Source organism: Haemophilus sp. SZY H56, from assembly GCF_054332415.1.
Window position 1 is genome coordinate 1 of the sequence record NZ_JBTGNX010000004.1, and the last position, 25,649, is coordinate 25,649.

The 25,649-nt window shown below is 40.0% G+C and carries 26 protein-coding genes; 8 read left to right on the forward strand and 18 right to left on the reverse strand.

The features are described 5' to 3' along the window. The 3 genes from nqrB to ACXVWP_RS03910 form a co-directional block, all read right to left on the reverse strand. The coding region (nqrB, locus tag ACXVWP_RS03900) for an NADH:ubiquinone reductase (Na(+)-transporting) subunit B (protein WP_369866731.1) at window positions 1–971 on the reverse strand (971 nt) is incomplete at its 3' end. A 2-nt stretch (window positions 972–973) separates the two neighbouring features. Next, window positions 974–2,317 (reverse strand): Na(+)-translocating NADH-quinone reductase subunit A, encoded by a 1,344-nt coding sequence (locus tag ACXVWP_RS03905; RefSeq protein WP_289902236.1) that lies wholly within the window; start codon window positions 2,315–2,317, stop codon window positions 974–976. 352 nt (window positions 2,318–2,669) lie between these two features. Beyond that, a complete protein-coding gene (locus ACXVWP_RS03910; RefSeq protein ID WP_049358018.1) occupies window positions 2,670–2,981 on the reverse strand; it encodes a BolA family protein in 312 nt (103 codons plus the stop codon). Between the two features lie 84 nt (window positions 2,982–3,065). Here ACXVWP_RS03910 and ACXVWP_RS03915 point away from each other — a divergent pair, with 84 nt between their 5' ends. From ACXVWP_RS03915 to holA, 7 genes are all read left to right on the forward strand, one after another. After that, entirely contained in the window at window positions 3,066–3,665 is a 600-nt protein-coding gene (locus ACXVWP_RS03915) for a YajG family lipoprotein (RefSeq protein ID WP_289902235.1), read from the forward strand. Between the two features lie 318 nt (window positions 3,666–3,983). After that, a complete protein-coding gene (corA, locus tag ACXVWP_RS03920) occupies window positions 3,984–4,931 on the forward strand; it encodes a magnesium/cobalt transporter CorA (RefSeq protein WP_297569409.1) in 948 nt (315 codons plus the stop codon). Then, on the forward strand, window positions 4,931–5,476 hold the full coding sequence (locus tag ACXVWP_RS03925) for a YggT family protein (protein ID WP_297569406.1): 546 nt from the start codon (window positions 4,931–4,933) through the stop codon (window positions 5,474–5,476). Before corA ends, ACXVWP_RS03925 begins: the two co-directional genes overlap by 1 nt. An 83-nt stretch (window positions 5,477–5,559) precedes the next feature. Next, window positions 5,560–5,847 (forward strand): DUF167 family protein YggU, encoded by a 288-nt coding sequence (gene yggU / locus ACXVWP_RS03930; RefSeq protein WP_128786903.1) that lies wholly within the window; start codon window positions 5,560–5,562, stop codon window positions 5,845–5,847. 118 nt (window positions 5,848–5,965) lie between these two features. Then, window positions 5,966–8,554, forward strand: a complete 2,589-nt coding sequence (leuS, locus tag ACXVWP_RS03935) for a leucine--tRNA ligase (protein WP_289902233.1) — start codon at window positions 5,966–5,968, stop codon at window positions 8,552–8,554. Between the two features lie 87 nt (window positions 8,555–8,641). Further along, complete coding sequence (locus tag ACXVWP_RS03940; RefSeq protein ID WP_289902232.1) at window positions 8,642–9,145, forward strand: LPS-assembly lipoprotein LptE; 504 nt, start codon at window positions 8,642–8,644, stop codon at window positions 9,143–9,145. After that, on the forward strand, window positions 9,145–10,182 hold the full coding sequence (gene holA, locus ACXVWP_RS03945) for a DNA polymerase III subunit delta (RefSeq protein WP_297569401.1): 1,038 nt from the start codon (window positions 9,145–9,147) through the stop codon (window positions 10,180–10,182). Before ACXVWP_RS03940 ends, holA begins: the two co-directional genes overlap by 1 nt. Window positions 10,183–10,212: 30 nt before the next feature. Here the strand turns inward: holA and ACXVWP_RS03950 are convergent, their stop codons facing one another. From ACXVWP_RS03950 to secM, 4 genes are all read right to left on the reverse strand, one after another. Beyond that, window positions 10,213–11,877 carry a sulfatase-like hydrolase/transferase gene (locus ACXVWP_RS03950; protein WP_289902230.1) on the reverse strand — a complete coding sequence of 555 codons (1,665 nt, stop codon included), beginning with the start codon at window positions 11,875–11,877 and terminating at the stop codon, window positions 10,213–10,215. A gap of 22 nt (window positions 11,878–11,899) precedes the next feature. After that, window positions 11,900–12,304, reverse strand: a complete 405-nt coding sequence (gene mutT / locus ACXVWP_RS03955; RefSeq protein WP_065244539.1) for an 8-oxo-dGTP diphosphatase MutT — start codon at window positions 12,302–12,304, stop codon at window positions 11,900–11,902. 87 nt (window positions 12,305–12,391) lie between these two features. Beyond that, complete coding sequence (gene secA, locus ACXVWP_RS03960) at window positions 12,392–15,088, reverse strand: preprotein translocase subunit SecA (RefSeq protein WP_297569396.1); 2,697 nt, start codon at window positions 15,086–15,088, stop codon at window positions 12,392–12,394. A gap of 73 nt (window positions 15,089–15,161) precedes the next feature. After that, window positions 15,162–15,479: a secA translation cis-regulator SecM gene (gene secM, locus ACXVWP_RS03965; protein WP_070776156.1), complete on the reverse strand. Its 318-nt coding sequence runs from the start codon at window positions 15,477–15,479 to the stop codon at window positions 15,162–15,164. A 72-nt stretch (window positions 15,480–15,551) separates the two neighbouring features. Here secM and ACXVWP_RS03970 point away from each other — a divergent pair, with 72 nt between their 5' ends. Beyond that, window positions 15,552–15,872 (forward strand): DciA family protein, encoded by a 321-nt coding sequence (locus tag ACXVWP_RS03970; protein ID WP_297569393.1) that lies wholly within the window; start codon window positions 15,552–15,554, stop codon window positions 15,870–15,872. Window position 15,873: 1 nt separating this feature from the next. On the opposite strand, the gene ACXVWP_RS03975 is transcribed toward ACXVWP_RS03970, so the two are convergent. The 11 genes from ACXVWP_RS03975 to yceD form a co-directional block, all read right to left on the reverse strand. Then, a complete protein-coding gene (locus ACXVWP_RS03975; protein ID WP_128786897.1) occupies window positions 15,874–16,728 on the reverse strand; it encodes a Dam family site-specific DNA-(adenine-N6)-methyltransferase in 855 nt (284 codons plus the stop codon). Between the two features lie 14 nt (window positions 16,729–16,742). Next, window positions 16,743–17,831 (reverse strand): 3-dehydroquinate synthase, encoded by a 1,089-nt coding sequence (gene aroB / locus ACXVWP_RS03980; protein WP_289902226.1) that lies wholly within the window; start codon window positions 17,829–17,831, stop codon window positions 16,743–16,745. Between the two features lie 9 nt (window positions 17,832–17,840). Then, window positions 17,841–18,383 carry a shikimate kinase AroK gene (gene aroK, locus ACXVWP_RS03985; protein WP_005698062.1) on the reverse strand — a complete coding sequence of 181 codons (543 nt, stop codon included), beginning with the start codon at window positions 18,381–18,383 and terminating at the stop codon, window positions 17,841–17,843. A gap of 305 nt (window positions 18,384–18,688) precedes the next feature. Further along, a complete protein-coding gene (locus ACXVWP_RS03990; RefSeq protein ID WP_289902225.1) occupies window positions 18,689–20,356 on the reverse strand; it encodes an anaerobic C4-dicarboxylate transporter in 1,668 nt (555 codons plus the stop codon). Window positions 20,357–20,638: 282 nt separating this feature from the next. After that, the gene (gene acpP, locus ACXVWP_RS03995) at window positions 20,639–20,869 is read right to left on the reverse strand and encodes an acyl carrier protein (RefSeq protein ID WP_005544465.1); all 231 of its coding nucleotides are present in this window, start codon (window positions 20,867–20,869) and stop codon (window positions 20,639–20,641) included. A 217-nt stretch (window positions 20,870–21,086) separates the two neighbouring features. Next, window positions 21,087–21,815, reverse strand: a complete 729-nt coding sequence (gene fabG, locus ACXVWP_RS04000; protein WP_289902224.1) for a 3-oxoacyl-ACP reductase FabG — start codon at window positions 21,813–21,815, stop codon at window positions 21,087–21,089. 14 nt (window positions 21,816–21,829) lie between these two features. Further along, the gene (gene fabD / locus ACXVWP_RS04005) at window positions 21,830–22,768 is read right to left on the reverse strand and encodes an ACP S-malonyltransferase (RefSeq protein WP_289902223.1); all 939 of its coding nucleotides are present in this window, start codon (window positions 22,766–22,768) and stop codon (window positions 21,830–21,832) included. A gap of 92 nt (window positions 22,769–22,860) precedes the next feature. After that, window positions 22,861–23,811 (reverse strand): beta-ketoacyl-ACP synthase III, encoded by a 951-nt coding sequence (locus ACXVWP_RS04010; protein WP_177992184.1) that lies wholly within the window; start codon window positions 23,809–23,811, stop codon window positions 22,861–22,863. A gap of 18 nt (window positions 23,812–23,829) precedes the next feature. Further along, entirely contained in the window at window positions 23,830–24,849 is a 1,020-nt protein-coding gene (gene plsX, locus ACXVWP_RS04015) for a phosphate acyltransferase PlsX (protein ID WP_054420303.1), read from the reverse strand. A 21-nt stretch (window positions 24,850–24,870) separates the two neighbouring features. Beyond that, a complete protein-coding gene (gene rpmF / locus ACXVWP_RS04020) occupies window positions 24,871–25,041 on the reverse strand; it encodes a 50S ribosomal protein L32 (protein WP_005544470.1) in 171 nt (56 codons plus the stop codon). 22 nt (window positions 25,042–25,063) lie between these two features. Continuing rightward, a complete protein-coding gene (gene yceD, locus ACXVWP_RS04025) occupies window positions 25,064–25,588 on the reverse strand; it encodes a 23S rRNA accumulation protein YceD (protein ID WP_049357999.1) in 525 nt (174 codons plus the stop codon). Window positions 25,589–25,649: the final 61 nt, after the last annotated feature.

Genomic DNA, 25,649 nt, shown 5'->3' on the forward strand with positions numbered 1-25,649 from the left:
CAAGGCATTGAGAACATTTGGTTAGAATCAGAACCGATTAAGTTGAATAAGGTTGCTGTACCAATCATACCGATCATAACACCAGCCATAATGCGCCAAGAAGCAATACGGTTGAATACAATTAACGCACCACCGATTAATAACGCAAGCGTTGAAACCTCACCCATTGAACCAGGAATATTACCGATGAATGCATCCATCCAAGTAATTGGTTGACCTGTTACAGTGTGTTGTAATGCGGCTTGACCACCTTGAGACCATTGTGAAAGTGCGGTTGCACCAGAGAAACCATCTGCAGCAGTCCATACTAAGTCACCGGAAATTTGAGCCGGATAAGCAAAGAATAAGAATGCGCGACCAGCAAGCGCAGGGTTCATAAAGTTACGACCTACACCACCGAAGATTTCTTTCGCTACTACGATACCAAAGCTGATACCAAGTGCCGCTTGCCATAATGGCAATGTTGGTGGAACGATTAACGCAAATAAAATGGTTGAAACGAACATCCCTTCATTTACTTCATGACCACGCACCACTGAGAACAATAATTCCCAAATTGTACAAACGGTAAATACCACTAAGTAAATTGGTAAGAAGAAGATCGCCCCTAATGCCATTTTTGAGCCCCAAGTTGCATTATTGGTCAAGTCTAAACCTAATGAACTTGCAAGTGCATAGTGCCAATCATTAGCAATTAATTGATCTAAATTGCCTAATTGATTTAAGGCAGGGATCGCTTGGTTACCCACATTGTACATCCCGTAGAAAATCGCAGGGAACAACGCAAGGAAAACCGTAATCATCATACGTTTTGAGTCTAACGCATCACGAACGTGTGTGTTTTTGTGCGTTACCGTACCCGGTGTATAAAGCAAGGTATAAATCGATTCAAAGATCGGATAAAGCTTGCTGTATTTACCGCCTGGTAAAAACGCGGGTTCCATTTTTTCAAAAAGATTTTTTAAACCCATTTTTAACCTTCCTTCTCAATCTTATCTAATACTTGACGCAAGATTGAACCGTATTCATATTTACCCGGGCAAACGAAAGAACATAACGCTAAGTCTTCTTCATCTAATTCAAGACAACCTAACGCTTGTGCACCATCGGTATCGCCCACGATTAAATCACGTAATAATAATGTCGGTAAAATATCCAACGGCATCACGCGCTCATAGCTACCGATTGGTACCATTGCACGCTCACCACCATTTTCTGCGGTAGTGAAGTTGAATAGTTTTTTACCAAAGTGACCCAATACGGTACGGGTAATCGAATATTTGTTCGATTGTGGTGTGATCCAACCTAAGAACTCTTTCTCATTACCTTCTGCAATCACAGAAACTTGTAATGCATAACGACCTAAATAATCGTGAGCATCTTTTGCAGTTTGACCACAAAGCACAGAACCAGAAATCACACGGTTATTACCGTCTTTCAATTCACCTGCCGTTAACTGAGAAAGGTTAGCACCGATTACTGTACGAACTAAACGAGGCTCTTTCACTTGCGGACCCGCAAGAGAAACAACACGTTCTACATAAAGTTCGCCCGTAGTGAATAATTTACCTACAGCAATCACATCTTGGTAATTGATGTGCCATACGCTTTTATGAACACCAACTGGATCGATAAAGTGAATATGTGTACCCACTAAACCAGCAGGATGAACACCACCAAAATCATGTACTTTTAGATTAGCTAAATCCACGGTTGGAATATTACTATCACCCGATTTACATAGATTTAATGGTTTATTTGGAAATAGACGACTTAATACGGTTAAACCATCAATAAAATCTTGATGATGAGCACTCAACACTACTTCTGGATTGACCGCCAAAGGATTAGTATCCATGGCATTAATAAATAAGGAGGATGGTTCTGCATCCACTGCTGGTACTTTGCTAAATGGACGAGTACGCAATGCTGTCCATAAACCAGAGTCAATAAGATTTTGTTTAACTTGCTCGGAAGAAAGCGTATTGAGTTGATCTGCGTTATATTTGGCAAAAGTAACAGACTCATTACCTTGCACATCAATAACCACAGATTGTAATACACGTTTTTCGCCACGATTAATTGCAGTGATAGTACCACTGGCTGGGGCTGTAAAAACCACACCTGGTTTTTTCTTGTCTTCAAAAAGTACTTGGCCTTTTTTCACGACATCGCCTTCACGTACCTTCATAGAAGGACGCATACCTACATACTCTTCACCAAGAATCGCAACTTGATTCACAGCGTTACCGCTGTGGATTACTTGTGCTGGCTTTCCTGCAATAGGAAGATCCAAGCCTTTTTTGATTGTAATCATACTGTTTGCACTACTTTTCTAGGTTAAAAACACGACTGCAATCAAAGCCTACGCCTTAAAAGCAATCTCACGATTGAGCGTGACAAAAATACTTTTAAAACAAAGCATTATCAACTGCCACATAAATAAAAACTCAAATCTGTTTTAATGTCTCGACAAGTTAAACAACTATTAACTTGCCCAAAATTAAAATTTAAAAGCACACTATTCTAGCGGAAAATAAGGGGTTATTCCACTTTAACCCGCACTTTTTGTAAAATATTTGTGAACTGATTTTCACAATACTCTTTAATTAGGTGGTAATGTTACAGTTAACCAAAAGACCATTCTACATTACCCGATAGTAATTTCCCTATTGACCAATCCCAAGACAATTTGGTGATTTTGGAAATGCTTCACCTTGTTTTTCCCATTCACTTTTTGTATAAAGATGAAGCGCTAATGCGTGAATGCCATTTTTTAAATCATCGGCAAAAAGTTGGTACAGTTTTTGGTGACGTTGCACCTTGCGCATACCTTCAAAAGCATCGCTGACAATTACTAATTTAAAATGAGAATCAGCTCCGCGACCGGAACTGTGCATATGGCTTTCATTTTCCACGGTGGCAAAGTGCGGTTGCAATTCGGCCTGAATTCTCTCTAATAATTCTTGCTGTTTTGACATAAATAAACTCCCTAACTTTTTGCTATACATTCAGCTTTAAGTTTGTAAGAATAACACAAATTAACCTAATTCAATGAGGAAATTATGAAAGTAACAAACAAAATCAAAGCATTATCAACAATGACGTTGGCCGCTGCGACATTATTTTTAGCGGGTTGCCAAGCGCAATCTAATACCTTAACGTTTACCCCTCAATCACCGACTGCATCAATGAATATCAACCAATCAGCAGTGGTAACAGTCAATACTCGCGATTCTCGTCCACAACAAGAAATTGCAACTTATACTAAATCAGGTGAACTGATTAAATTAAACGCCTCACCAAGCGTGACTCAACTTTTCCAACAAGTGATGCAACAAAATTTGGTCAGCAAAGGTTTCCGTATTGGACAAGCGAATAATGCGAATGCTGGCGTGACTGTTGATGTAAAAGAATTCAACACTCAAGTGGAGCAAGGCAATTTACGTTATACCTTGAACAGTAAAATTCAAGCGGTTGTTTATGTACAAGGTCCACGCGGACAATACAACAAAACCTTTAATGCGACCCGTTCACAATCTGGTGCATTTAATGCGAGCAATGATGAAATTCAAAAAGTGTTAGGCGAAACATTCAAAGATATTGTTAATAATATTTATCAAGATCAAGAGGTTACTAACGCAATTAATCAATATACCAATTAATTAAAAGTACCGTGTCCTTTTCAATAATACTTGACGAAAGTGCCTTTCAAGCGTAACATTCGCCCGATTTTTTAACGAGAAGGACACACACTTTGGACAGTCATAGTCGATACCGAATATCGCTTTAGACTCTCGCCTCTTATCAGCGAGAGTTCGCTGGTAATCAACTTACCTTTCTTCGGCATCTTTTATCGAACGAAACCCATTTTTAAAATTTTAAAACATGAAAAATTTGACCGCACTTTTCCCTAGTGCTAATTTCGTTTGATCTTTTTTGTTCACAGTTAGATCTTCATAATCCCAAAAGGAGTATGACCAATGATTAACGCTTTTGCCATTAACGATTCCCGCTTGCTTCGTATTGATGACGAGCCGGCCGACCTCAGTTCTGCCATTTGGTTGGATTTGCTTGAGCCATCAGGGGAAGAGCGTGAAATGTTGCAAGAAGGCCTAGGCCAAAGTCTCGCCTCATTCCTCGAATTAGAAGACATCGAAGCATCGGCTCGTTTCTTTGAAGACGAGGATGGTTTACACTTGCACTCATTCTTCTATTGTGAAGACGAAGAAAATTACGCTGACCTCGCAAGCGTAGCGTTTACTATTCGTGATGGGCGCTTATTTACCCTACGTGATCGTGAATTACCGGCATTCCGTTTATATCGTATGCGTTCCCGTAGCCAGCGTTTATTAGAATGTAATGCATATGAAGTTTTGCTCGACTTATTTGAAACTAAAATTGAGCAATTAGCGGATGTTATTGAAAACGTCTATGCGGATTTAGAAAAATTAAGCCGTGTAATTCTAAACGGTACACAAGATGAAGCTTTCGATGAAGCCTTAAATACGCTAACCGAACAAGAAGATACCAGTTCTAAAGTGCGTTTGTGTTTGATGGATACACAACGCGCATTGGGTTTTTTGGTGCGTAAAACTCGCTTGCCTCCAAATCAATTGGAACAAGCACGTGAAATCTTACGAGATATCGAATCCTTGCAACCGCACAATGAGTCTTTATTCCAAAAAGTAAACTTTTTAATGCAGGCGGCGATGGGTTATATTAATATCGAGCAGAATAGAATCATGAAATTCTTCTCGATAGTGTCGGTCATGTTCCTACCGGCAACCCTTGTGGCATCCACTTACGGGATGAACTTTGACTTTATGCCAGAGCTACATTTTAAATATGGCTATCCAATGGCTATCGGCTTAATGATTGGTGCGGCAATTACGCCTTATATCTATTTTAAACGGAAAGGTTGGTTATAATGGAAATTTCCCAAACTGCGTTATTTTTAGGATCGATTATCGATCTGTATTGTTTAGTGTTAATTTTACGCGTATGGCTACCATTAGCGAATGTGGATTACTACAATCCTATTTCTCAATTTACACTGAAATTTACCCAACCAGTTATTGCACCATTGCGTAAAGTTTTTCCTGTGGTGAAAAAAGTGGAAACTGCGGCACTGGTTTTAGTCTTCTTGCTTTGCGGACTAAAATCGATTCTCTTTGGCGGATTAAATCTCAGTTTCTTCTTACTATTGGGCATACTAGGGCTGATCAAAAATATCGGTGTAGCTATTTTCTATGTATTAATCGCCGGTGCAATTTTAAGTTGGTTTAATCGTGGCAATAATCCTGCATTCTATGCATTATATCAACTTACCGAACCTTTGTTGAAACCAATTAAACGCATTTTACCAACTGTGGGCGTGATTAATTTTTCACCGATGGTTATCGCCATTGTTCTATTATTTTTGAATAATCTCTTTTACGACTACTTCCAGGTTTTATGGGCAATTGCCGCTTAAAGTGCGGTCAAAAATAACATTATTTTTCGGGCTGGATTTTCCAGCCCGTATTGTAATTGTAAATGTGGTGAGTAAATTTAGTTATGTCAGCAATCGAACAAACGACTGAAGGGCTACGTCTCAAAATCATTTTGCAACCCAAAGCTAGCAAAGATCAAATCGTGGGATTACATGATGATGAACTCAAAATCACGATCACCGCGCCACCTGTTGATGGTCAAGCCAATGCTCACTTGCTGAAATTTTTGAGTAAAGCATTCAAAGTACCCAAAAGCTCGATAGTTCTTGAAAAAGGTGAATTAAACCGACATAAACAAGTTTGGATTCCTTCGCCTAAATTAATTCCATCTGAAATTCAAAATCTCTTATAAAATCAGCAAAAAAATCACCGCACTTTCTACCAATTTTCCCTGTTTTACGCTATCCTATATCACATTTTACAAATCAAAACATGCCGCAAAGTGCGGTCAAAATTTAAGGTGATTTTCTATGCAACAACATTACCGTCCCGATTTGATTGAACCTGCAGTTCAACAATATTGGGCTGAAAATAAAGTCTTCAAAGCAATCAAAGATACGTCTAAAGAAAAATATTACTGCCTTTCTATGTTCCCTTACCCATCTGGTCGTTTACACATGGGTCACGTGCGTAACTACACCATCGGTGATGTGGTTTCACGTTATCAACGTATGAACGGCAAAAACGTATTACAACCGATTGGTTGGGATGCATTCGGTTTGCCGGCTGAAGGTGCCGCAATTAAAAATAAAACTGCACCGGCAAAATGGACTTACGAAAATATCGAATACATGAAAAACCAGCTCAAAATGTTGGGCTTTGGTTATGACTGGGATCGCGAAATTGCGACTTGCCGTCCAGAATACTACAAATGGGAACAATGGTTCTTCACTGAGCTTTACAAAAAAGGCTTAGTGTACAAAAAAAACTCAACCGTAAACTGGTGTCCGAACGATGTAACTGTGTTGGCGAACGAACAAGTGCACGACGGTTGCTGCTGGCGTTGTGATACTCCGGTAGAACAAAAAGAAATCCCACAATGGTTCATTAAAATCACCGACTATGCAGAGCAATTATTAGGTGGATTAGACCAACTGCCACAATGGCCAGATATGGTTAAAACTATGCAACGCAACTGGATCGGCCGTTCTGAAGGGGTGGAGATTACTTTTGATGTAGCGGATACCGCAGAAAAAGTTGCAGTTTATACGACCCGTCCAGATACCTTCTATGGTGTAAGCTATTTAGGTATCGCGGCAGCGCATCCATTAGCCGAATTAGCGGCAGAAAAAAATCCTCAATTAGCCGAATTCATCCGTGAAGCGAAAAATGCCAAAGTGGCCGAAGCAGACCTTGCCACGATGGAGAAAAAAGGGATGGCAACCGGCTTATTCGCCATTCATCCATTAACCGGTGAAAAATTACCGATTTGGGTCGCTAACTTTGTATTAATGCATTATGGTACTGGTGCAGTAATGGCGGTTCCAGCACACGACCAACGTGACTTTGAATTTGCTCAAAAATACGATTTACCAATTAAACAAGTAATCGCACCGCTTGCCGATGAAGAAATTGATTTAACTAAACAAGCTTTCGTTGAGCACGGTAAATTAGTAAACTCTGCTGAGTTTGATGGTTTAGATTTTGATGGCGCATTCAACGGTATCGCGGACAAATTAGAAAAATTAGGCGTGGGTAAACGCCAAGTTAACTATCGTTTACGTGACTGGGGCGTTTCGCGTCAACGTTATTGGGGGGCACCAATTCCAATGCTGACCTTGCCAAACGGTGAAACCGTACCGACACCAATCGAAGATTTACCGATTATTCTACCGGAAGATGTGGTCATGGACGGTGTGAAAAGCCCAATTAAAGCCGATCCAAACTGGGCGAAAACTACCTTCAATGGTGAACCTGCGTTAAAAGAAACGGATACTTTTGACACCTTTATGGAATCATCTTGGTACTACGCACGCTACACCTCGCCAAGCTATGCGAAAGGTATGTTAGATAAAGATGAAGCTAACTACTGGTTACCAGTGGATCAATATATCGGCGGTATTGAGCACGCGACCATGCACTTGCTCTACTTCCGTTTCTTCCACAAATTATTGCGTGATGCAGGTTTCGTCACGAGTGATGAGCCAGCACAAAAATTATTATGCCAAGGCATGGTGTTAGCCGATGCATTCTACTACACTAGCCCGACCAACGAGCGTATTTGGGTAAGCCCAACGCAAGTGACCCTTGAGCGTGATGAAAAAGGTCGTATTATCAAAGCAACCGATCCAGAAGGCCGTGAATTGGTGCATACCGGTATGACCAAAATGTCGAAATCCAAAAACAACGGTATCGACCCACAAGAGATGGTGGAAAAATACGGTGCAGATACCGTTCGTCTCTTCATGATGTTCGCGTCTCCTGCAGAAATGACACTTGAATGGCAAGAATCTGGCGTAGAAGGTGCAAAACGTTTCTTAGGTCGTGTATGGAATTTAGTGTATGAATATAGCCAAAATCCTGCAAAAACCGCTTTAGATGTGACCGCACTTTCTGCAGACCAAAAAGCACTTCGCCGTGATGTCCATAAAACAATCGCGAAAGTGAGTGATGACATTGGTCGCCGTCAAACCTTCAATACCGCTATCGCGGCAGTAATGGAGTTAATGAATAAATTAACTCGTGCGCCATTAGAAAGCGAACAAGATCGTGCGGTTATGGCAGAAGCATTAAGCGCAGTCGTGCGTATGCTTTATCCTATCACACCACATATCTGCTTTGAGTTATGGAAAGCTTTAGGCAACGAAAGCAACATTGACCATGCAGAATGGGTGAAAGCTGATGAAGCGGCGATGGTAGAAGATGAAAAACTTATCGTGGTGCAAGTCAACGGTAAAGTACGCGGTAAAGTGACTGTTGCAGCTGATGCGGATGAAGAAACCGTGAAAACTGTTGCATTTGCAGATGAAAATGTGAAGAAATTTACTGACAATACACAAATCGTGAAAGTGATTTATGTACCAGGTAAATTGTTAAATGTGGTGGTTAAACCGCAATAATCCATAAAATAACCGCATTTTATTCTAAGCGTTGTATAAACGGCTCTTAAACAAAATAAAGTGCGGTGAATTTTACAGGTAATTTTTATGATGAAATCAATCAAAACGATCTGCTTAGTTGGGGCAACAGCCTTTTTAACTGCTTGTGGTTGGCACTTCGATAATGGTGCGGCAGTTCCTGCAGAATTAAAAACAATGGCCCTTGAAAGCAGCGACCCATACAGTGAAATGTCTATGGCAATGCGTAAGCAACTGCTTAGCAACAACGTAAACCTTGTTCCTGCAAAACAAGGTGTGCCAGTATTGCGTTTAAATAAACAGACTTCAAGCGATAAAGTGGCTTCAGTCTTTAAACAAGGCCGTGAAGCAGAAAAAGTATTGACCCTTGATGTTGAGGCTAGCGTGCGTTTAGCAAATGGGGAAACCTATCCAATCTCTGCAAAAATCAACCGCACTTTCTTTGATAACTCACGTGCTGCATTAGCAAAATCAGCTGAACGCGATGTAATTTGGAATGATATGCGTGAACAAGCGGCTCGCCAATTACTTAATAAAATGGCTGCCTTGCAACATCAAGTTCAAGGAAAATAATGAACCGCATTTTTCCTGAGCAACTGGCCTCTAACCTGAACAGCCATTTAGCGAAAGTCTATTTTTTGGTTGGGACAGATCCCCTGTTGCTCAGTGAAAGTGAAGATCTCATTCATCAAGCTGCCCTTCTTCAAGGTTTTGATGAAAAAAATCAAATCACCATAGATACTAATACTGACTGGTCTGCATTAATTGAGGCCAGCCAATCTATGGGGCTCTTCTTTAATAAGCAAATTTTCATTCTCAATTTACCCGAAAATTTGACCACACTTTTGCAGAAAAACCTTCAACAATTTATCAGTGGATTAAATGAAGATAGCTTACTTGTCCTCACCTTGCCTAAATTGTCTAAAGCAGCCGAAAAACAAGAGTGGTTTATTCAGGCAAATCAACTAGATCCGCAAGCTGTTATTGTTAACTGCCAAACACCGAATTCAGAACAACTTTCTCGTTGGGTGAAGCATCGTACAAAAAACATGGGATTATCAGCTGATGAGGAAGCCATTCAACTACTTTGTTACAGCTATGAAAATAATCTACTGGCATTGAAACAAGCGTTACAGATTTTAGATTTGCTTTATCCTGATCACAAACTCACGTATAACCGCGTTAAATCCGTCGTAGAGCAATCTTCTGTCTTTACCCCTTTCCAATGGATTGATGCTTTGTTATCAGGCAAGGCAAATCGCTCAAAGCGAATTTTGCGAGGTTTACAAGCTGAAGATCTGCAACCTGTCATTTTATTGCGTACTTTGCAGCGTGAACTGCTCACCTTGTTAGAATTAACAAAACCACAGCAGCGTAATCCCTCTCTTAACACGAGTTTGCCTACACAGACACTCAAAGCGGATTTTGACCGTCTCAAAATTTGGCAGAATCGTCGTCACCTTTATATGGCAGCGATACAGCGACTCACCTATCAAAAGCTCTTTGAAATATTGCAAGAGTTGGCAGATATTGAGCGCACAGCCAAGCAAGAATATAGTCAAGACGTGTGGGTAAAATTGACTGACTTATCGGTTAAATTTTGCTTATAAAAAAATCTCGGCGTTAACCGAGATTTTTTATTATTGCGCAATTTTTAAATCTTGATACAGATAATTTCGATAGCTATTCACTAAATCCATATCTGCTGCATCTTCGAGCTTACCTTGGCTTAACTGACGCATAGCGATATTCGCCCGCATAAAGTCATCTTTCGGTGATAAAGCTGCCACATCAAGTAATACGCCACCAACAAAGGCTAAATCTAAGAAATCTTGTTGTTGAACAAAGTCAGTCTTACGATTAGTTCGAACTACAAATTGAGTCACATAATCTGGATTCGCAAAGTTACCTTTTTTCGGTGGAAGCTGATTATCAAAAGCAACCTGATGATCACCAAAATAACCGAATACATAAGGTGTTTCACGTGATTTTAAATAATCATTTAGACCTTCGATCGCCTCATTAAGGCTATCAATACGATCAATATAATCGTTCAAGCAAGAAATCGCTTTTCCCCCTAAACGCTTACTCGCCAAATTAAAATGGTTTGGCATATTCGTGTTGTAAGGGCCGTGCTCTTTCATCGTGAGCACATAAACAAACATGGGCTGTTGTACATTTTCCAATGATGGATGCTGTTTCTGCAAAATCAGTTTGGTGTAATACATCATCTCTTCGCTTGTAATATGCCAGAGATTTTTGCTGATTGATGCGGGATAGCCTAAATCTTGTGGTTGCAACATCAAATCAAAACCAAAGTGGTCATAAGCAGGTTTTGCGTTGTAGTTACCTTTCGTAAAAGGCGATAACGCTACGCAAAAATAGCCTTGCTCACGGAGATTTTTAATAAAACCCGTCTGTAAGTGTGGCACAACAGAATAAAACACCCCACTTGCTAAAGCACCAAAATCGGTTGAAGGCACCCCTGCAAGGAAAGCAAATTCAGATTTCCACGTTGCACCGCCCACCGTATGTACACGCAATGGACTCATAAATACGGTATCTTCCTGCTTATTAAACATTGAAAATGGTGGGATGGTTTCTGCATCAAAATCAAATTGATGAGGATTCAAGGTTGATTCTTGTAAACAAACCACAATGTCGGACTTTTCTGCACTTTCAGTTTTACTCTCAGCCTTTTCATTTAAAAGTGCGGTCATTTTTTCTTTAAATTTTTGGCTATTACCTTCAAATTCTGGCACTTTAAAAAATACGCCACGACAAGACATAGGCAGGTTTAAGAACACATCTCGACCATCATCCGGCAATGAGTCTAACCAGACTTTTGTCGCATCTGGATCTTTAGAATAATGCCATATTAAACCAAAACTCGTTGCTGCAAGTATTGCTGCAAATACGCGAAATCCAGTTGAGGCATTTTCTACATCTGACCAGCCAAAGACGGCATAACCCAATAGACCTAATAGCCCAAATACACCGAAAATCGCCCCTTTATAATGTAAAAGGGTTTCCCAATTTCGCCAGTCTGTCACAAGCCAAAAATCTGAAATGAGTAAAGGTTGTTTGTAGTAATGAATTTTCATTCGATGGAATAGCATCAACACCACAAAAAGCACGGATGCAAAATTCAATCCGCGTTGCCATTGACCGGTTATTGCAAACATTGAGCTAAACAATAAAACGAATAATGCAATCGCAAAAAAATATGTCCAACGATAGTGCGAATTGACGATAAAAATCACCGTCGCAATAAAAAATAAACTCAGAAAAATACTTGGAATCATAATAAATAAATTTGATTAAATGTTATTTGACACTTTCAGCCACTAAACGCTGAATCAGCTTTAAATTGGCTGGCGGGAATTGTCCTGCATCAAGCTCACGTTGTTCAAGCCAAAAACCTTCCTGGCCTTCTCGTCCAAAAGGCTCGCCGATCCATTCAGTGACCAAATAAAAACTAAAATCTAAAATTTTGGTTGGATATTCAAATTGAAAACGTTCGTACAGTTCAGCATTTAAAATATGAATGCCAATCTCTTCTTCCAATTCTCTTTTTAAGGCTTCTTCAGGGGTTTCACCTGCATCAACTTTACCGCCTGGAAATTCTAATGCCTGTGCAAAATCTTGCCCTTCTAAACGCTGGGTCAAATATAGCTGCCCAAATTCATTACGAATAATCCCTGCCGCAACTTGAATGATAGGCTTACTCATCGTTTTTCCTTATCTCAAAAGTAGAAAGAGCGGTTATTTTTAGCGGTGTTTTAAAACACGCAAAAATTTAACCGCTCTTTTCCTTAACTAAGCATATCGGGCTTTACTGCCGTGACAATGCTTGTATTTTTTACCTGATCCACAAGGACAAGGTTCATTACGTCCAATATGGCGATCTGAATAGTCCTCGCTTTGAGCTTGCTCTGTGTTTTCACCTACAGGATGATGCATTTGAGCTTCACGCTCAGCCATTGCTTGACGTGCTCGCTCTGCCTCTTCTATCTCTTCCTGCGTACGAACTTTCACACGAGTAAGTGTCATAATCACATGATGTTTTAAAGAATCTAACATTTCAGTAAACATACGGAAAGATTCTTTTTTGTACTCTTGTTTTGGATCTTTTTGCGCATAACCACGTAAATGGATACCTTGACGTAAATAATCCATTGCAGCCAAGTGCTCTTTCCAAAGCTCATCAAGGGTTTGTAACATCACGCCTTTTTCGAAATGATGCATGGTTTCTTCACCAGCAAGCGTTTCTTTCGCTTTGTATTCATCTTCCGCTTCTTGAATAATGCGCTCACGCAGGTTTTCTTCGTGAAGATTATTATTTTCTTCTAACCAATGTTCAATTGGCAACTCAAGGCCAAACTCTTGCGCTAAACGCTCTTCTAAGCCTTTAATATCCCATTGTTCTTCCAACGATTGCGGTGGAATATACTGGTCAATCACATCGTTAAATACATCGCTGCGGATTGCTTTAATAGTCTCTGAAATATCATCATTATCGAGCAAGTAATTACGTTGTTCGTAAATCGCATGACGTTGGTCATTAGCCACATCATCATATTCAAGCAAGTTTTTACGACCATCAAAATGGAACGCTTCTACTTTCGCTTGCGCTGATGCGATCACTTTAGCAAGAAGCTTGGACTCCATCGCTTCGCCTGGTTGAGAGAAGGCTTTACGCATCATATTTAATTTACCTTCATTTAGATAAATGCGCATTAAGCCATCTTCTAAAGAAAGGTAGAAACGTGAAGAACCAGGGTCACCTTGACGACCTGAACGACCACGCAACTGGTTATCAATACGACGGGATTCATGACGTTCTGTCCCAATAATATGTAAACCACCGGCTTGCATCACGATCTCGTGATTTTTCTCCCACTCAGCTTTAAGTGCCTCGATTTGCTCTGGGGTTGGATTATCCAATTTTGCAGCTTTTGCTTTCCAGTTACCACCCAGGATAATATCGGTACCACGACCTGCCATATTGGTTGCAATAGTTACTGCACCTGGTGCCCCGGCTTCAGCAACAATTTCCGCTTCTTGTGCGTGGAATTTTGCATTCAATACGTTGTGTTTGATGCCCGCTTTATCTAACGCTTGAGAAAGCATTTCAGATTTTTCAACTGATACAGTACCCACAAGAACAGGTTGATTGCGAGCGACGCAGTCTTTGATATCTTCAATAATTGCATTGAATTTGTATTCTTCATTCTCAAACATAACGTCCGTACGATCATCACGAATCATTGGACGATTGGTTGGGATAACGACAGTTTCCAAACCATAAATTTGTTGGAATTCAAAGGCTTCGGTATCTGCTGTACCAGTCATACCCGCTAATTTGTCATAAAGACGGAAGTAGTTTTGGTAAGAAATCGACGCAACGGTTTGGTTTTCGCTCTTAATTTCCACCCCTTCTTTCGCTTCGATCGCTTGGTGTAAACCATCAGACCAACGACGACCCACCATAGTACGACCAGTGTGTTCATCGACGATCACGATCTCACCATCTTTCACGATATAGTCTACATCGCGCTCAAATAAGGTGTTTGCACGTAATGCCGCCATAACGTGGTGTAACAACACAATACGCGCTGGTGAATAAAGGGAATCACCTTCTGGCATTAAACCTTGTGCGATTAACCACTCTTCTACTTTTTCTTGACCGCGTTCAGTTAAATACGCTTGTTTGGTTTTAAGATCTAAGGTGTAATCGCCTTCACCGGTATATTCTTCCGTATCTTCTTTTTCTTGCTTAATTAAATTCGGAATTAATTTATTTACCGCAATATAAAGCTCAGAACTGTCTTCCGCTTGACCAGAAATAATCAACGGCGTACGTGCTTCGTCGATTAAGATAGAGTCTACCTCATCCACTAAAGCATAGCCTAAATGACGTTGGAAACGTTCTTCTTTAGAATGCGCTAAGTTATCACGAAGGTAATCGAAACCTAATTCGCTGTTTGTCGCATATGTAATATCGGCCGCATAAGCTTCACGTTTTGCTTCAGGCGGTAAGCCAGGGATATTCACCCCAACAGTCATACCTAAGAATTCAAATAACGGACGGTTGGTATCTGCGTCACGACGTGCCAAGTAATCATTCACTGTCACAACATGTACGCCTTTACCTTCCAATGCCATTAAATAACAAGGCAAGGTTGCGGTTAGGGTTTTACCTTCACCGGTACGCATCTCTGCGATACAACGATTTGTTAGCACCATACCACCAATTAATTGCACATCGAAATGGCGCATACCAAGTACACGTTTACCCGCTTCACGCACGGTAGCAAACGCTTCTGGTAAAAGTTGTTGTAAAGTTTCACCGTTAGCTAAACGGCTACGGAACTCGTCAGTTTTCGCTCTTAATTCCTCATCACTTAATGCTTCAAAAGCTGGTTCCATTTTGTTGATTTTCGCAACTTGTTTTCTTAATCTGCGTAAAATACGTTCGTTACGGCTGCCAAAAATTTTTGTTAAAAAACTCATAATTTCTCTTTCAAATAAAAAATAAAAAGGATCATCCGATTAAAAAATCGGTTCGTTCAAAGATAAAAGAAAATTAAATGATCGCTGGGCCGGCACGAATAGGGGCAAAAACAGGAAATTCCGCCGCGATAAAGTGCGGTTGAATTTTTTCGTGTTTTTGATTGGAATGGGTTTTGTGATTTGTTGGCTGAGGTTGAACCTGCAATGCTTGACGAATTTCACGCACCGCAATCAACATATGTTGTTCAGATGATGTTTGATAATTTTCGCCACTCATATTTGATGAAGGTGGCACCTCCAATCCCTGAGCAACAGGTAAAGCAAAAATCGCAATCATGCTTAACAGCAACTGCGACCAGAAATTTGTTTTACCTTTGTTTGATTTCATCATCTTATTGTCTCTGACAAAATTTGTGTGTATTGTATCGGAAATTCAACGTAAAGTCATTATTGGGGTATTTTTGTGGAAAACAAGCATGAGCGTTATCAAAAGGCCATGAATATTATTGATGTGCTAGAGGGATCACAATTTGTCAAAATCATGCAGAAAGGGTTAATGTTGAATGAACTGAACCAAAATATCAGTCGCCTTTTCCCACAAGAATTCAAAGGGCTCTTTCGGTTAGGTTCCATCACAGATGGGAAACTCTTTGTTGAAGTCAAAAGTGCGGTCGTTCGCCAAGGAATTTTATTTCGACAAACCGAATTACTCACTGCAATTCAACCGAGCTATCCCGAAGTAAAAGGATTTGAGATTAAAATCAACCCAGAATTAACCTGCTAAACTAACCTTTAAAGATAGCGATTAATTCTTTTACTTTAACTCGTTTTTCTGAAGATTGGCTAATCGAGCGCTGTACTTTAACGCGTTTAAATTTTGCCCCTTTATAAATCTCACGTGTGAATTTTGTATCATGGTTAGAAATCACGACGGAAATTTGCTTTTCTTTTTGTGCTCTCTTTGCACATTCCGCTAAATTCTTTTGATGTCCAAGACCAAAAGCATTCCCCGCATAGCCAGTAAAATTAGTATCTTGCGGAAGCGGTGCATAAGGCGGATCACAGTAGATCACGCTGTGTTTATCCGCTAATTCAAATGTCTGTTGAAAATCAGCACATAAAAAGACCGCACTTTGTGCCTTATGAGCAAAATAGCGTAATTCATCTTCTGGGAAATAATGGGTTTTATAAGCGCCAAAGGGCACATTGAACTCATTTTTACTATTATAACGGCACAAGCCGTTAAACCCAAAACGGTTCAAATAAAGGAACAACACCGAACGCACGAAAGGATCAGTGGATTGATTAAAAGCTTCACGCTGAGCGTAATAATAGTCGGCGGTATTCGCATTTTCTGCAAAGAAAACTGGCTTACAAGCCTCAATATAGGCATCCACATTGTCTTTGACGATATTAAACAAGTTAATCAAATCAGGATTAATATCTGCCAAAATATAACGTTCAAAATGGGAATTCAAAAAAACAGAACCCGCGCCAACAAAGGGTTCAATCAAACACTGTTTTCTTTTTGGAAAGACTCGGTTGAGATCGTCCGTTAAACGAAATTTACCGCCCGCCCATTTCAAAAACGGGCGGTGTTTAATTCGAGGTTTCGTTTTGTTATTTTTCGGACGCAACATGAGAGCAATGACAGTTAGTCATGTTGTGTGCAACGCTCAATGGCGTTTAGCACAAGAGATTTGTCAGTATCAGTTGCCACGTAGGCTTGACCAAGCGCTTTTAGCAACACAAGACGTAATTTACCTGCCAGAACTTTTTTATCTCGCATCATGTGCGGTAAATAATCGTCTGGTTGCATAGTATCAGGCGAAACGGTCGGCAAATTAGCACGTGCTAAAAGCTTTTCTAAACGAGCAACATCTTCAAAAGAAAGATCGCCTAATTGTTCAGATAACACCGCAGCCATCATAGCTCCTACTGCAACAGCTTCACCATGTAACCAGTTTCCGTAGCCTAAATGTGTTTCGATCGCATGCCCAAAAGTATGCCCGAGATTTAGTAATGCACGATCGCCTTTTTCGGTTTCATCACGCGCAACAACATCCGCTTTAATTTGGCAACAACGTGCAATGCAATATTGAAGTGACTGTTGATTTAACGTAACTAATTCATCAATATGTGCTTCAAGCCATTCAAAAAAGGCATAATCTAAAATCACCCCATATTTAATAACTTCCGCAAGTCCCGCATTCACTTCACGTTTTGGCAAGGTATTGAGTGTAAGGGTGTCAATGATCACCGTAGAAGGTTGATAAAACGCCCCAATCATATTTTTGCCCAACTCATGATTAACGGCTGTTTTGCCACCAACAGAAGAATCTACTTGGGCTAATAATGTGGTAGGAATTTGAATAAAACGCACGCCACGTTGATAACTTGCTGCAGCAAAACCAGCTACATCACCAATCACACCACCACCTAATGCAATGATGGTGGTATCTCGCCCATGATTATGCTTTAAAAGTGCGGTAAAAATGAGATTTAAAGAATCGAGCGTTTTATATTTTTCGCCATCAGGCAATAATACCGATTCAATCTGACAGCCGATTTTTTCTAAGGTTTGTGTAACGGTTTCAAGATAATATTGTGCGACGGTTGGATTAGTCGCGATCATCACTTTATCCCCTTTCTTCAGCGGATAACAGGTTTCATCTTTTAATAAACCTTCGCCAATATAAATGGGATAACGACGTTCTTTTAATTCAACATTTACGCACAACATTTTTAATCCTTAGAGTGAACCGTTTAAGCCGTTTAGATTATCAATTAAATCAACGATTTGATTAACCATTACTTTGGCATTTTGCTCATCTGTTGGTAAAGTAATATCCGCAATTTCTTCGTATAACGGATTACGCACTTTAGCTAAATCTTCAAGCACTTGGCGCGGGTCATCAGCCCCTTGTAATAATGGGCGCTTTTTATCACGTTGTGTACGTTGATATTGCTTATCTACCGTGGTTTCTAAATAAATGACAATACCACGAGCAGAAAGATAATTACGACTCTCTTTTGACATCACTGCGCCACCACCAGTAGAAAGCACGACGCCCTGTAATTGAGTCAATTCATTGATAATACGTTCTTCACGCTTACGAAAGCCTTCTTCACCTTCTAAATCAAAAATCCAGCTAATGTCTGCTCCCGCACGTTCCTCAATTACGGCATCTGAATCGACAAAATCCATATTCAATTGTTGCGCAAGCTGACGGCCAATGGTGCTTTTACCCGCACCCATGGGACCTACTAAAAAAATATTACGTTTTTCAGCCATTGTTATTCTTCTAACTTAAATAATGTTCAAATTAATCTTTCCTAATAAAAACTGGCCACCTGAAAAAATGGCAGCCGAAAGATCACCCAAAAAATAATGAAGATTATCGCAATAAATCCCCCTATGTTTCAACCTTTAGCGGGAATTTATTTTAAGAAGCGCAAAAGTGCGGTCAGTTTTTTAGGGATTTTAATGAATGATAAAGTCAAATAGAGCATCGAGATAAAACATCCTAAAATTCAACCGCACTTTAGAAACAAAAAAGGCTATTCAAACGAATAGCCTTTTCTTTTATCAGCAGTTAATTATAGATAACCAAACAAGCTTGTGAAAATGTAACCAAAGATACATGAAGTGATTACACCGATTAAGCCCGGTAAAATAAAGCTGTGGTTAATTACAAACTTACCGATGTGGGTTGTACCTGAACGGTCGAATTGGATTGCCGCAAGGTCGCTTGGGTAAGTTGGTAAAATGTAGTAACCGTAACAAGCTGAAGCAAAGGCTAAGATAACAGCTGGGTCAACTCCGATACCTAGAGCAAGTGGAACGAATGCAACTAATGCTGCCGCTTGTGAGTTGACGAATTTAGAAATTAATAACAACATCACGGCGTAAGTCCAAGGATGTGCTTTTACCACATCACCAAGTGCTGCTTTCATCATTGGCGTGTGAACAGTAAACATCGTTTCCGCCATCCAAGAAATCCCGAATACAGCGACTAACGCAATCATACCTGAACGGAAAATTTCATTTTTACTGATTTTGCCTGCATCAGTTTTGGTAAAGATAACAATTAATGCACCCGCTAATAACATGAAGATTTGAATAACGTGAACCATACTTAAATTGACTTTTTTCTTCGCGCTATCTTTCAATACAATTGCAGCGTTATCAATCGTTTCTGTTTTATCTCCCGCTGTAATTACAACACCGTTATCTTGAGCGGTAATTGTTTGAGCAACTTCACCTTTATCGTTATAAATCGCAACGTTGTTATAGGCTGTTTTTGCTTTTGCTTTGCTGTCTTTAACATCAAGTACTAATGTACCGTCTTTTGCTAAAGCAACGATTTTACCGTCTTTAACATTAAAGGTTTTCACTGCTTTATCAGCAGAAACGATTTCAACCACTTGAGCAGGTGCTGATTTTTCAAAGGCTGGACGTAAATCTTTAAAGTAACCTAATAGGGCAACCACTAAAATCGCACCAAAGAAGATCCACATCGCATTCCAGCTAGATTGTGGTAATTTTTTGTCCAACAATGATGTGCTATCACCATAAACATATTTTTTGAATTCGGGATCTTTTAATTTCTCTTGGAATTCTGGGTCTTTATCTAAATCTTTACCACGGAACCAGCTGAAAATACCGATAGCTAACACACCACAAAGGGTTGAAGGCACGGTAATTTTTAATAAATCTAAATAGCCATCAAAACCTGCTAATGGGGTTTTAGCATTCACTAAGAATGTGGTTAAAGTCACGACTGCCACCGAAACTGGTGACGCGATGATACCCAATTGAGAGGCAATTGAACTTGCCGCCATTGGACGTTCAGGACGAATGTCATTTTTGATCGCGATATCATAGATGATTGGTAACATGGTATAAACCACGTGTCCTGTACCACATAAAATAGTTAAGAAACAAGTGACAAATGGTGCCAAAATACTGACATATTTCGGATTACGACGAAGCATTTTCTCCGCAATTTGTAACATGACATCTAAACCACCACTGGCTTGCAATGTTGCCGATGTGACCACAACTGCAAGGATGGTCAACATTACATCGATAGCTGGCTTACCTGGTTCAATACCAAAGCCGAAAACAAGAACAATTAAGCCTACTCCACCGAGCATACCCAGTGCGATACCACCTTTTTTTGCCCCATAAAATAAACAGATAAGAACAATAGCAAGCTGAATCGCAAACTGGCTACCTTCATCTAGGTTCATTAGAAAATCCATAAGATACTCCGGAATCATTTTATGGTTAATTAGAAAAAAATTTTGATCGAATACTAGCATCAAAATTAACTCATAATAAGTACTTTTAAGGTAAATTTTGTTTTAAATCAAAAAATAGGGGAGCCAAACAATAAAAGCAAATCTGAGAAAGATTAAATAAAGGAAAGTGCGGTCGGAAATTTAAAAGATTGAGATGTATCTTGTTTTATTTGAAGATAAGTAATTTAGAAAGGAATTTAAAGAAAAAAATTAGGCGACCTAAAAGATCGCCCAACTTAAAAATTACTGATTGTTTTGAACGTAGTCAATCGCAGATTGAACAGTTGTGATTTTTTCAGCTTCTTCATCAGGAATTTCGATATCGAATTCTTCTTCTAAAGCCATTACTAATTCAACTGTATCTAAAGAGTCCGCACCTAAATCTTCAACGAAAGAAGCTTCTGGTTTTACGTCTTCTTCTTTAACACCTAATTGTTCAACGATGATTTTTTTCACGCGTTCTTCAATACTCATTTGTTTTTCCTATTGTTGTTTTAACTCATTTAAGAGCGGTTAGTGTATGCATTTTTGATAAAGTTGCAACTATTTCTTAGGTGGTCGCACCACAAAAAACAGGCAATGTAAAAACACATACAGAGAAAAAGTTACATTGCAGTTGGGATTTTATCATTAACAAAACGGCTTTGCTATATTTTATAGACAAAATCCCAGATATATATCCCCTAAAGGGCTAGCTCATATATAAGCCGCCATTCACATGCAATGTCGTACCTGTAATATAAGCCGCATCGTCAGAAGCTAAAAATGCCACTGCTTTTGCGATATCTTTTGGCTCACCTAAACGGCCAGCAGGAACATTACCAAGAATACCCGCTTTTTGTTCTTCAGTAAGCACTTCTGTCATATCCGTTGCGATGAAGCCTGGAGCCACAACGTTTACAGTAATGCCACGTGATGCCACTTCTTTCGCTAAACCTTTAGAGAAACCAATTAAGCCGGCTTTTGCGGCACAGTAGTTAGATTGACCCGGATTACCCATTGAGCCCACAACCGAGCCAATAGTAATGATACGACCGAAACGTTTTTTCATCATGGAACGTAACATCGCTTTAGAAAGATGGAATACAGAAGTTAAGTTGGTTTGCATAATATCAAACCATTCTTCATCTTTCATACGCATTAATAAGTTATCACGTGTGATACCTGCGTTATTCACGAGAATATCAATATCACCAAATTGTTCTTTAATTTGTTCTAATACGGCATCAATACTTTCTTTGTCTGCCACATTTAATACGAAACCTTTACCTTTATCGCCAAGGTAAGCTGAAATTGTATCAGCACCTTTTTCAGAGGTTGCGGTACCAATTACAAATGCACCTTTTGATGCTAATTCTTCTGCAATTGCGCGGCCAATTCCGCGTGTTGCACCTGTCACTAATGCGATTTTATTTTGCATTTTTAATCCCCCTTTTATGCTAATAATGCTTCAACAGCATCTAATGATGCCACATCGTTTACTGATGTTGCTTGTAATTCTGCCACGATACGTTTTGTTAAACCGTTTAAGACTTTACCTGGGCCGATTTCAACTAAAACTTCTACGCCATCTTGCGCCATTTTCTCAACGGTTTCAGTCCAACGAACTGGGCTATATAACTGACGAATAAGTGCGGTACGAATTTCAGCACTTTCTGTTTCCGCTTTAACATCCACGTTGTTTAATACTGGTGTTGCGGGCGCATTAAGCATAATGCCTTCAAGTGTTACGGCTAATTGTTCTGCTGCCGGTTTCATTAATGCGCAATGTGAAGGAACACTTACCGCTAATGGTAAAGCACGTTTTGCGCCCGCTTCTTTACATAATGCAGCCGCACGTTCTACCGCTTCTTTCGCTCCCGCAATGACTACTTGCCCTGGTGAGTTAAAGTTTACTGCAGATACTACTTCACCTTGCTCGGCTTGTTTACATGCATTGATAATCGCTTCATTGTCTAAACCAATAATCGCATACATTGCACCAGTACCTTCAGGTACCGCTTGCTGCATTAATTTACCGCGTAATTCGACTAATTTAATCGCATCTTTAAAATCAATGACACCTGCACAAACTAATGCTGAATATTCACCTAAACTGTGACCAGCCATCACGCTTGGTTGTAATTGAGGGTATTTTTCTTGCCATACACGGAAGATCGCAACGGATGCCGCTAATAATGCCGGCTGAGTTTGCCAAGTTTTATTTAGTTCTTCTGCTGGACCTTGTTGAACTAAGTTCCATAAATCATAGTCAAGCGCTTCAGATGCTTGTTTAAAAGTCTCAGTGACTACCGGATATTCGTTAGCAAGATCAGCTAACATGCCAACAGCTTGAGAACCTTGTCCTGGAAAAACCATTGCGAATTTTTTCATGTTTTCTTCCTATTTCTTCATCGTTTAAATGTTGAAAGTGCGGTCAAATTTAACCGCACTTTTAAAATTCTGTTGGGATTCTAACAAATTAATTAGAATCGCACCAATGCTGAACCCCAAGTCCAACCACCGCCAAAAGCTTCGAGTAAAAGCAATTGACCGCGTTGAATTCGGCCATCACGCACCGCTTCATCTAAAGCCGTTGGCACAGTCGCCGCACTGGTATTGGCTGTACGATCAAGTGTGACCACGACTTGCGACATATCCATCTCTAATTTTTTCGCTGTCGCCGTGATAATACGTAAATTCGCTTGATGTGGCACAAGCCAGTCGATATCTGTTTTTTGGAGATTATTAGCAGAAAGGGTTTCTTCCACGACATTAGAAAGCTCACGCACCGCTAATTTAAAGGTTTCATTACCTTGCATTTCAATATAGCCAGATTTCTCCACGCCACGTTCAGCTTGTGGAAGTAGTAATGCCGCATTGTTATCTGGCGACGCATGTAAATGCGTTGAAATAATGCCTTCTTGCTCTGATGCTTCTAAAATCACCGCACCGGCACCATCGCCAAATAACACAACAGTGCTACGATCGGTTTCATCTAATTTACGCGAGTTAAGATCTGCACCAATCACAAGGGCTTTTTTCACGCTACCTGAACGAATAAATTTATCCGCTACGCCTAAAGCATAAACAAAACCGGTACAAGCCGCCGCTAAATCAAAAGAAATCGCGTCTTCGATGCCTAATAAACCTTGAACTTGGCAAGCTGAACTTGGATAAGCGTGAGAACCACTGGTTGTTGCAACGATGATCAACTCAATTTCTTGAGGATCAAGATTGGCCATTTCAAGTGCTTTTTTGGCTGCTTCATATCCCATTGTTGCAACGGTTTCATCTGCTGCAGCAATACGACGTTCACGAATGCCTGAACGTGTCACGATCCATTCATCTGAAGTATCAACCATTTTTTCCAAATCCGCATTGGTACGAATATGGCTCGGCAAATAGCTACCGGTGGATAAAATTCTACTATTCATAATATCAAAACTTATTAATTAATAACGTTGTAAACCCGCCAAGATTTTTTGTGGAATTTGCAAACGAGCTTGTAAAGCTGCATCCGCAATTGCACGAGCAAATGCATCCACATTTGCGCTGCCATGGCTTTTCACCACAACAGCCGTTAATCCGAGTAAAGATGCCCCATTATATTCATCAGGGTTAATGCGTTTCAAGCGATGATAAGCATCCTTAAAGAAAAAACGCAGAATAAATTTGGCAAATGATTTAAAAATAGGCTGTTTTTCTTTTCCTTTCAGAAGAGATAACAGATTCTTAGCTGCCCCTTCAAGGGTTTTTAATGCAATATTTCCCGAAAACCCATCACTCACGATCACATCAGCCACGCCATTTAATAAAAAGTTACCTTCAATAAAGCCGGTATAATTAAGTGCGGTTGATTTTTCTAATAAATTCGCGGCTTCACGAATGGATTGATGTCCTTTAATTTCTTCCACACCAATATTGAGTAAGGCAATGCGTGGATAAACTAAGTTCAATCGGTTTTCGGCAAAGATCGAGCCCATGACGGCAAATTCATAAAGATTTTGAGCAGAACATTCTACGTTTGCGCCTAAATCTAACATCACGGTTTTATCACCCGTCATCGACGGCAATAAGGATACCAACGCTGGGCGTTGAATCCCCTCTAAAGGCTGTAAAAGTACCTTTGACAATCCCATCAATGCGCCCGTATTCCCTGCGCTGACACAACCTTGCGCCTCACCTTTCTGAACCATTTCAATAGCCAAACGCATCGACGTGCCTTTGCTATGACGCAATGCATGAGAAATACCTTGATTGTTATCAATCGTCTTAGTGCAATGATGAATTTGAATACGTTCTAAAAGAGAAGAAGGTGCATTTTCCAGTAAGGGGGAAATTTGTTGGCTATCGCCAAACAGCACTAAAGAGAGCATTGGATCTGCTTCCAATGCTGAAAGAGATGCGGGGATAGTAATACGGGGACCAATGTCCCCGCCCATCACATCTAACGCTAAGGTTAGACGGTTCAAGTGAATACCTTATAAGTAAAATTACTTATTGATCACTTTGCGACCACGGTAGTAACCGTCAGCAGTTACGTGGTGGCGTAAGTGAGTTTCACCGCTTGCTTTATCCACTGATACTGCAGCAGTAGTTAATGCATCGTGTGAACGACGCATATCACGACGTGAACGAGATTTTTTGTTTTGTTGAACAGCCATTGGCTATACTCCTAAATTTAATTTACTTTTGCTTTAAATTAGCTAATACAGCGAACGGGTTCGGTTTTTTTGCCAATTCTTCAGGCAATTCGCCAAAAACCTGTTCGTGCGCGGACACTTCACAGTGTTCAGATGAATGCATTGGAACAAGCGGTAGAGCTAAAATAAGTTCGTCTTCCACTGCACCAAGTAAATCTATTTCACCAAACTCATTAAATTCGATTGGCTCATAAATTTCCGGCAAGTCATCAGCCTGATCCCAATTAGCCACTGGACTATACATAAAATGACACTCCAATGTTTGTTTGAATGGTTCACCACAACGTTGACAGTCTAATTCGACATCAACTTGTACTTGCCCTTTCATCACCACTAATTTTTGTGGATCAATATAAAACGATAATGTTACCTGTGCATCGCTGAGCACTTTCCCCGTAGATTCAGCTAAACGCACTAACTGACTAGCGGTATAATAACCATCATAATCAATTCTTTGTTGAGCGTCTTTAACCGGATCAACGGTTAGGGGTAGTTTTACCTTTTGCATAGGGTGCGAATATTACCTGTTGTCAATAAAATAGTCAAAGGAAATTCGCACTAATTATGAG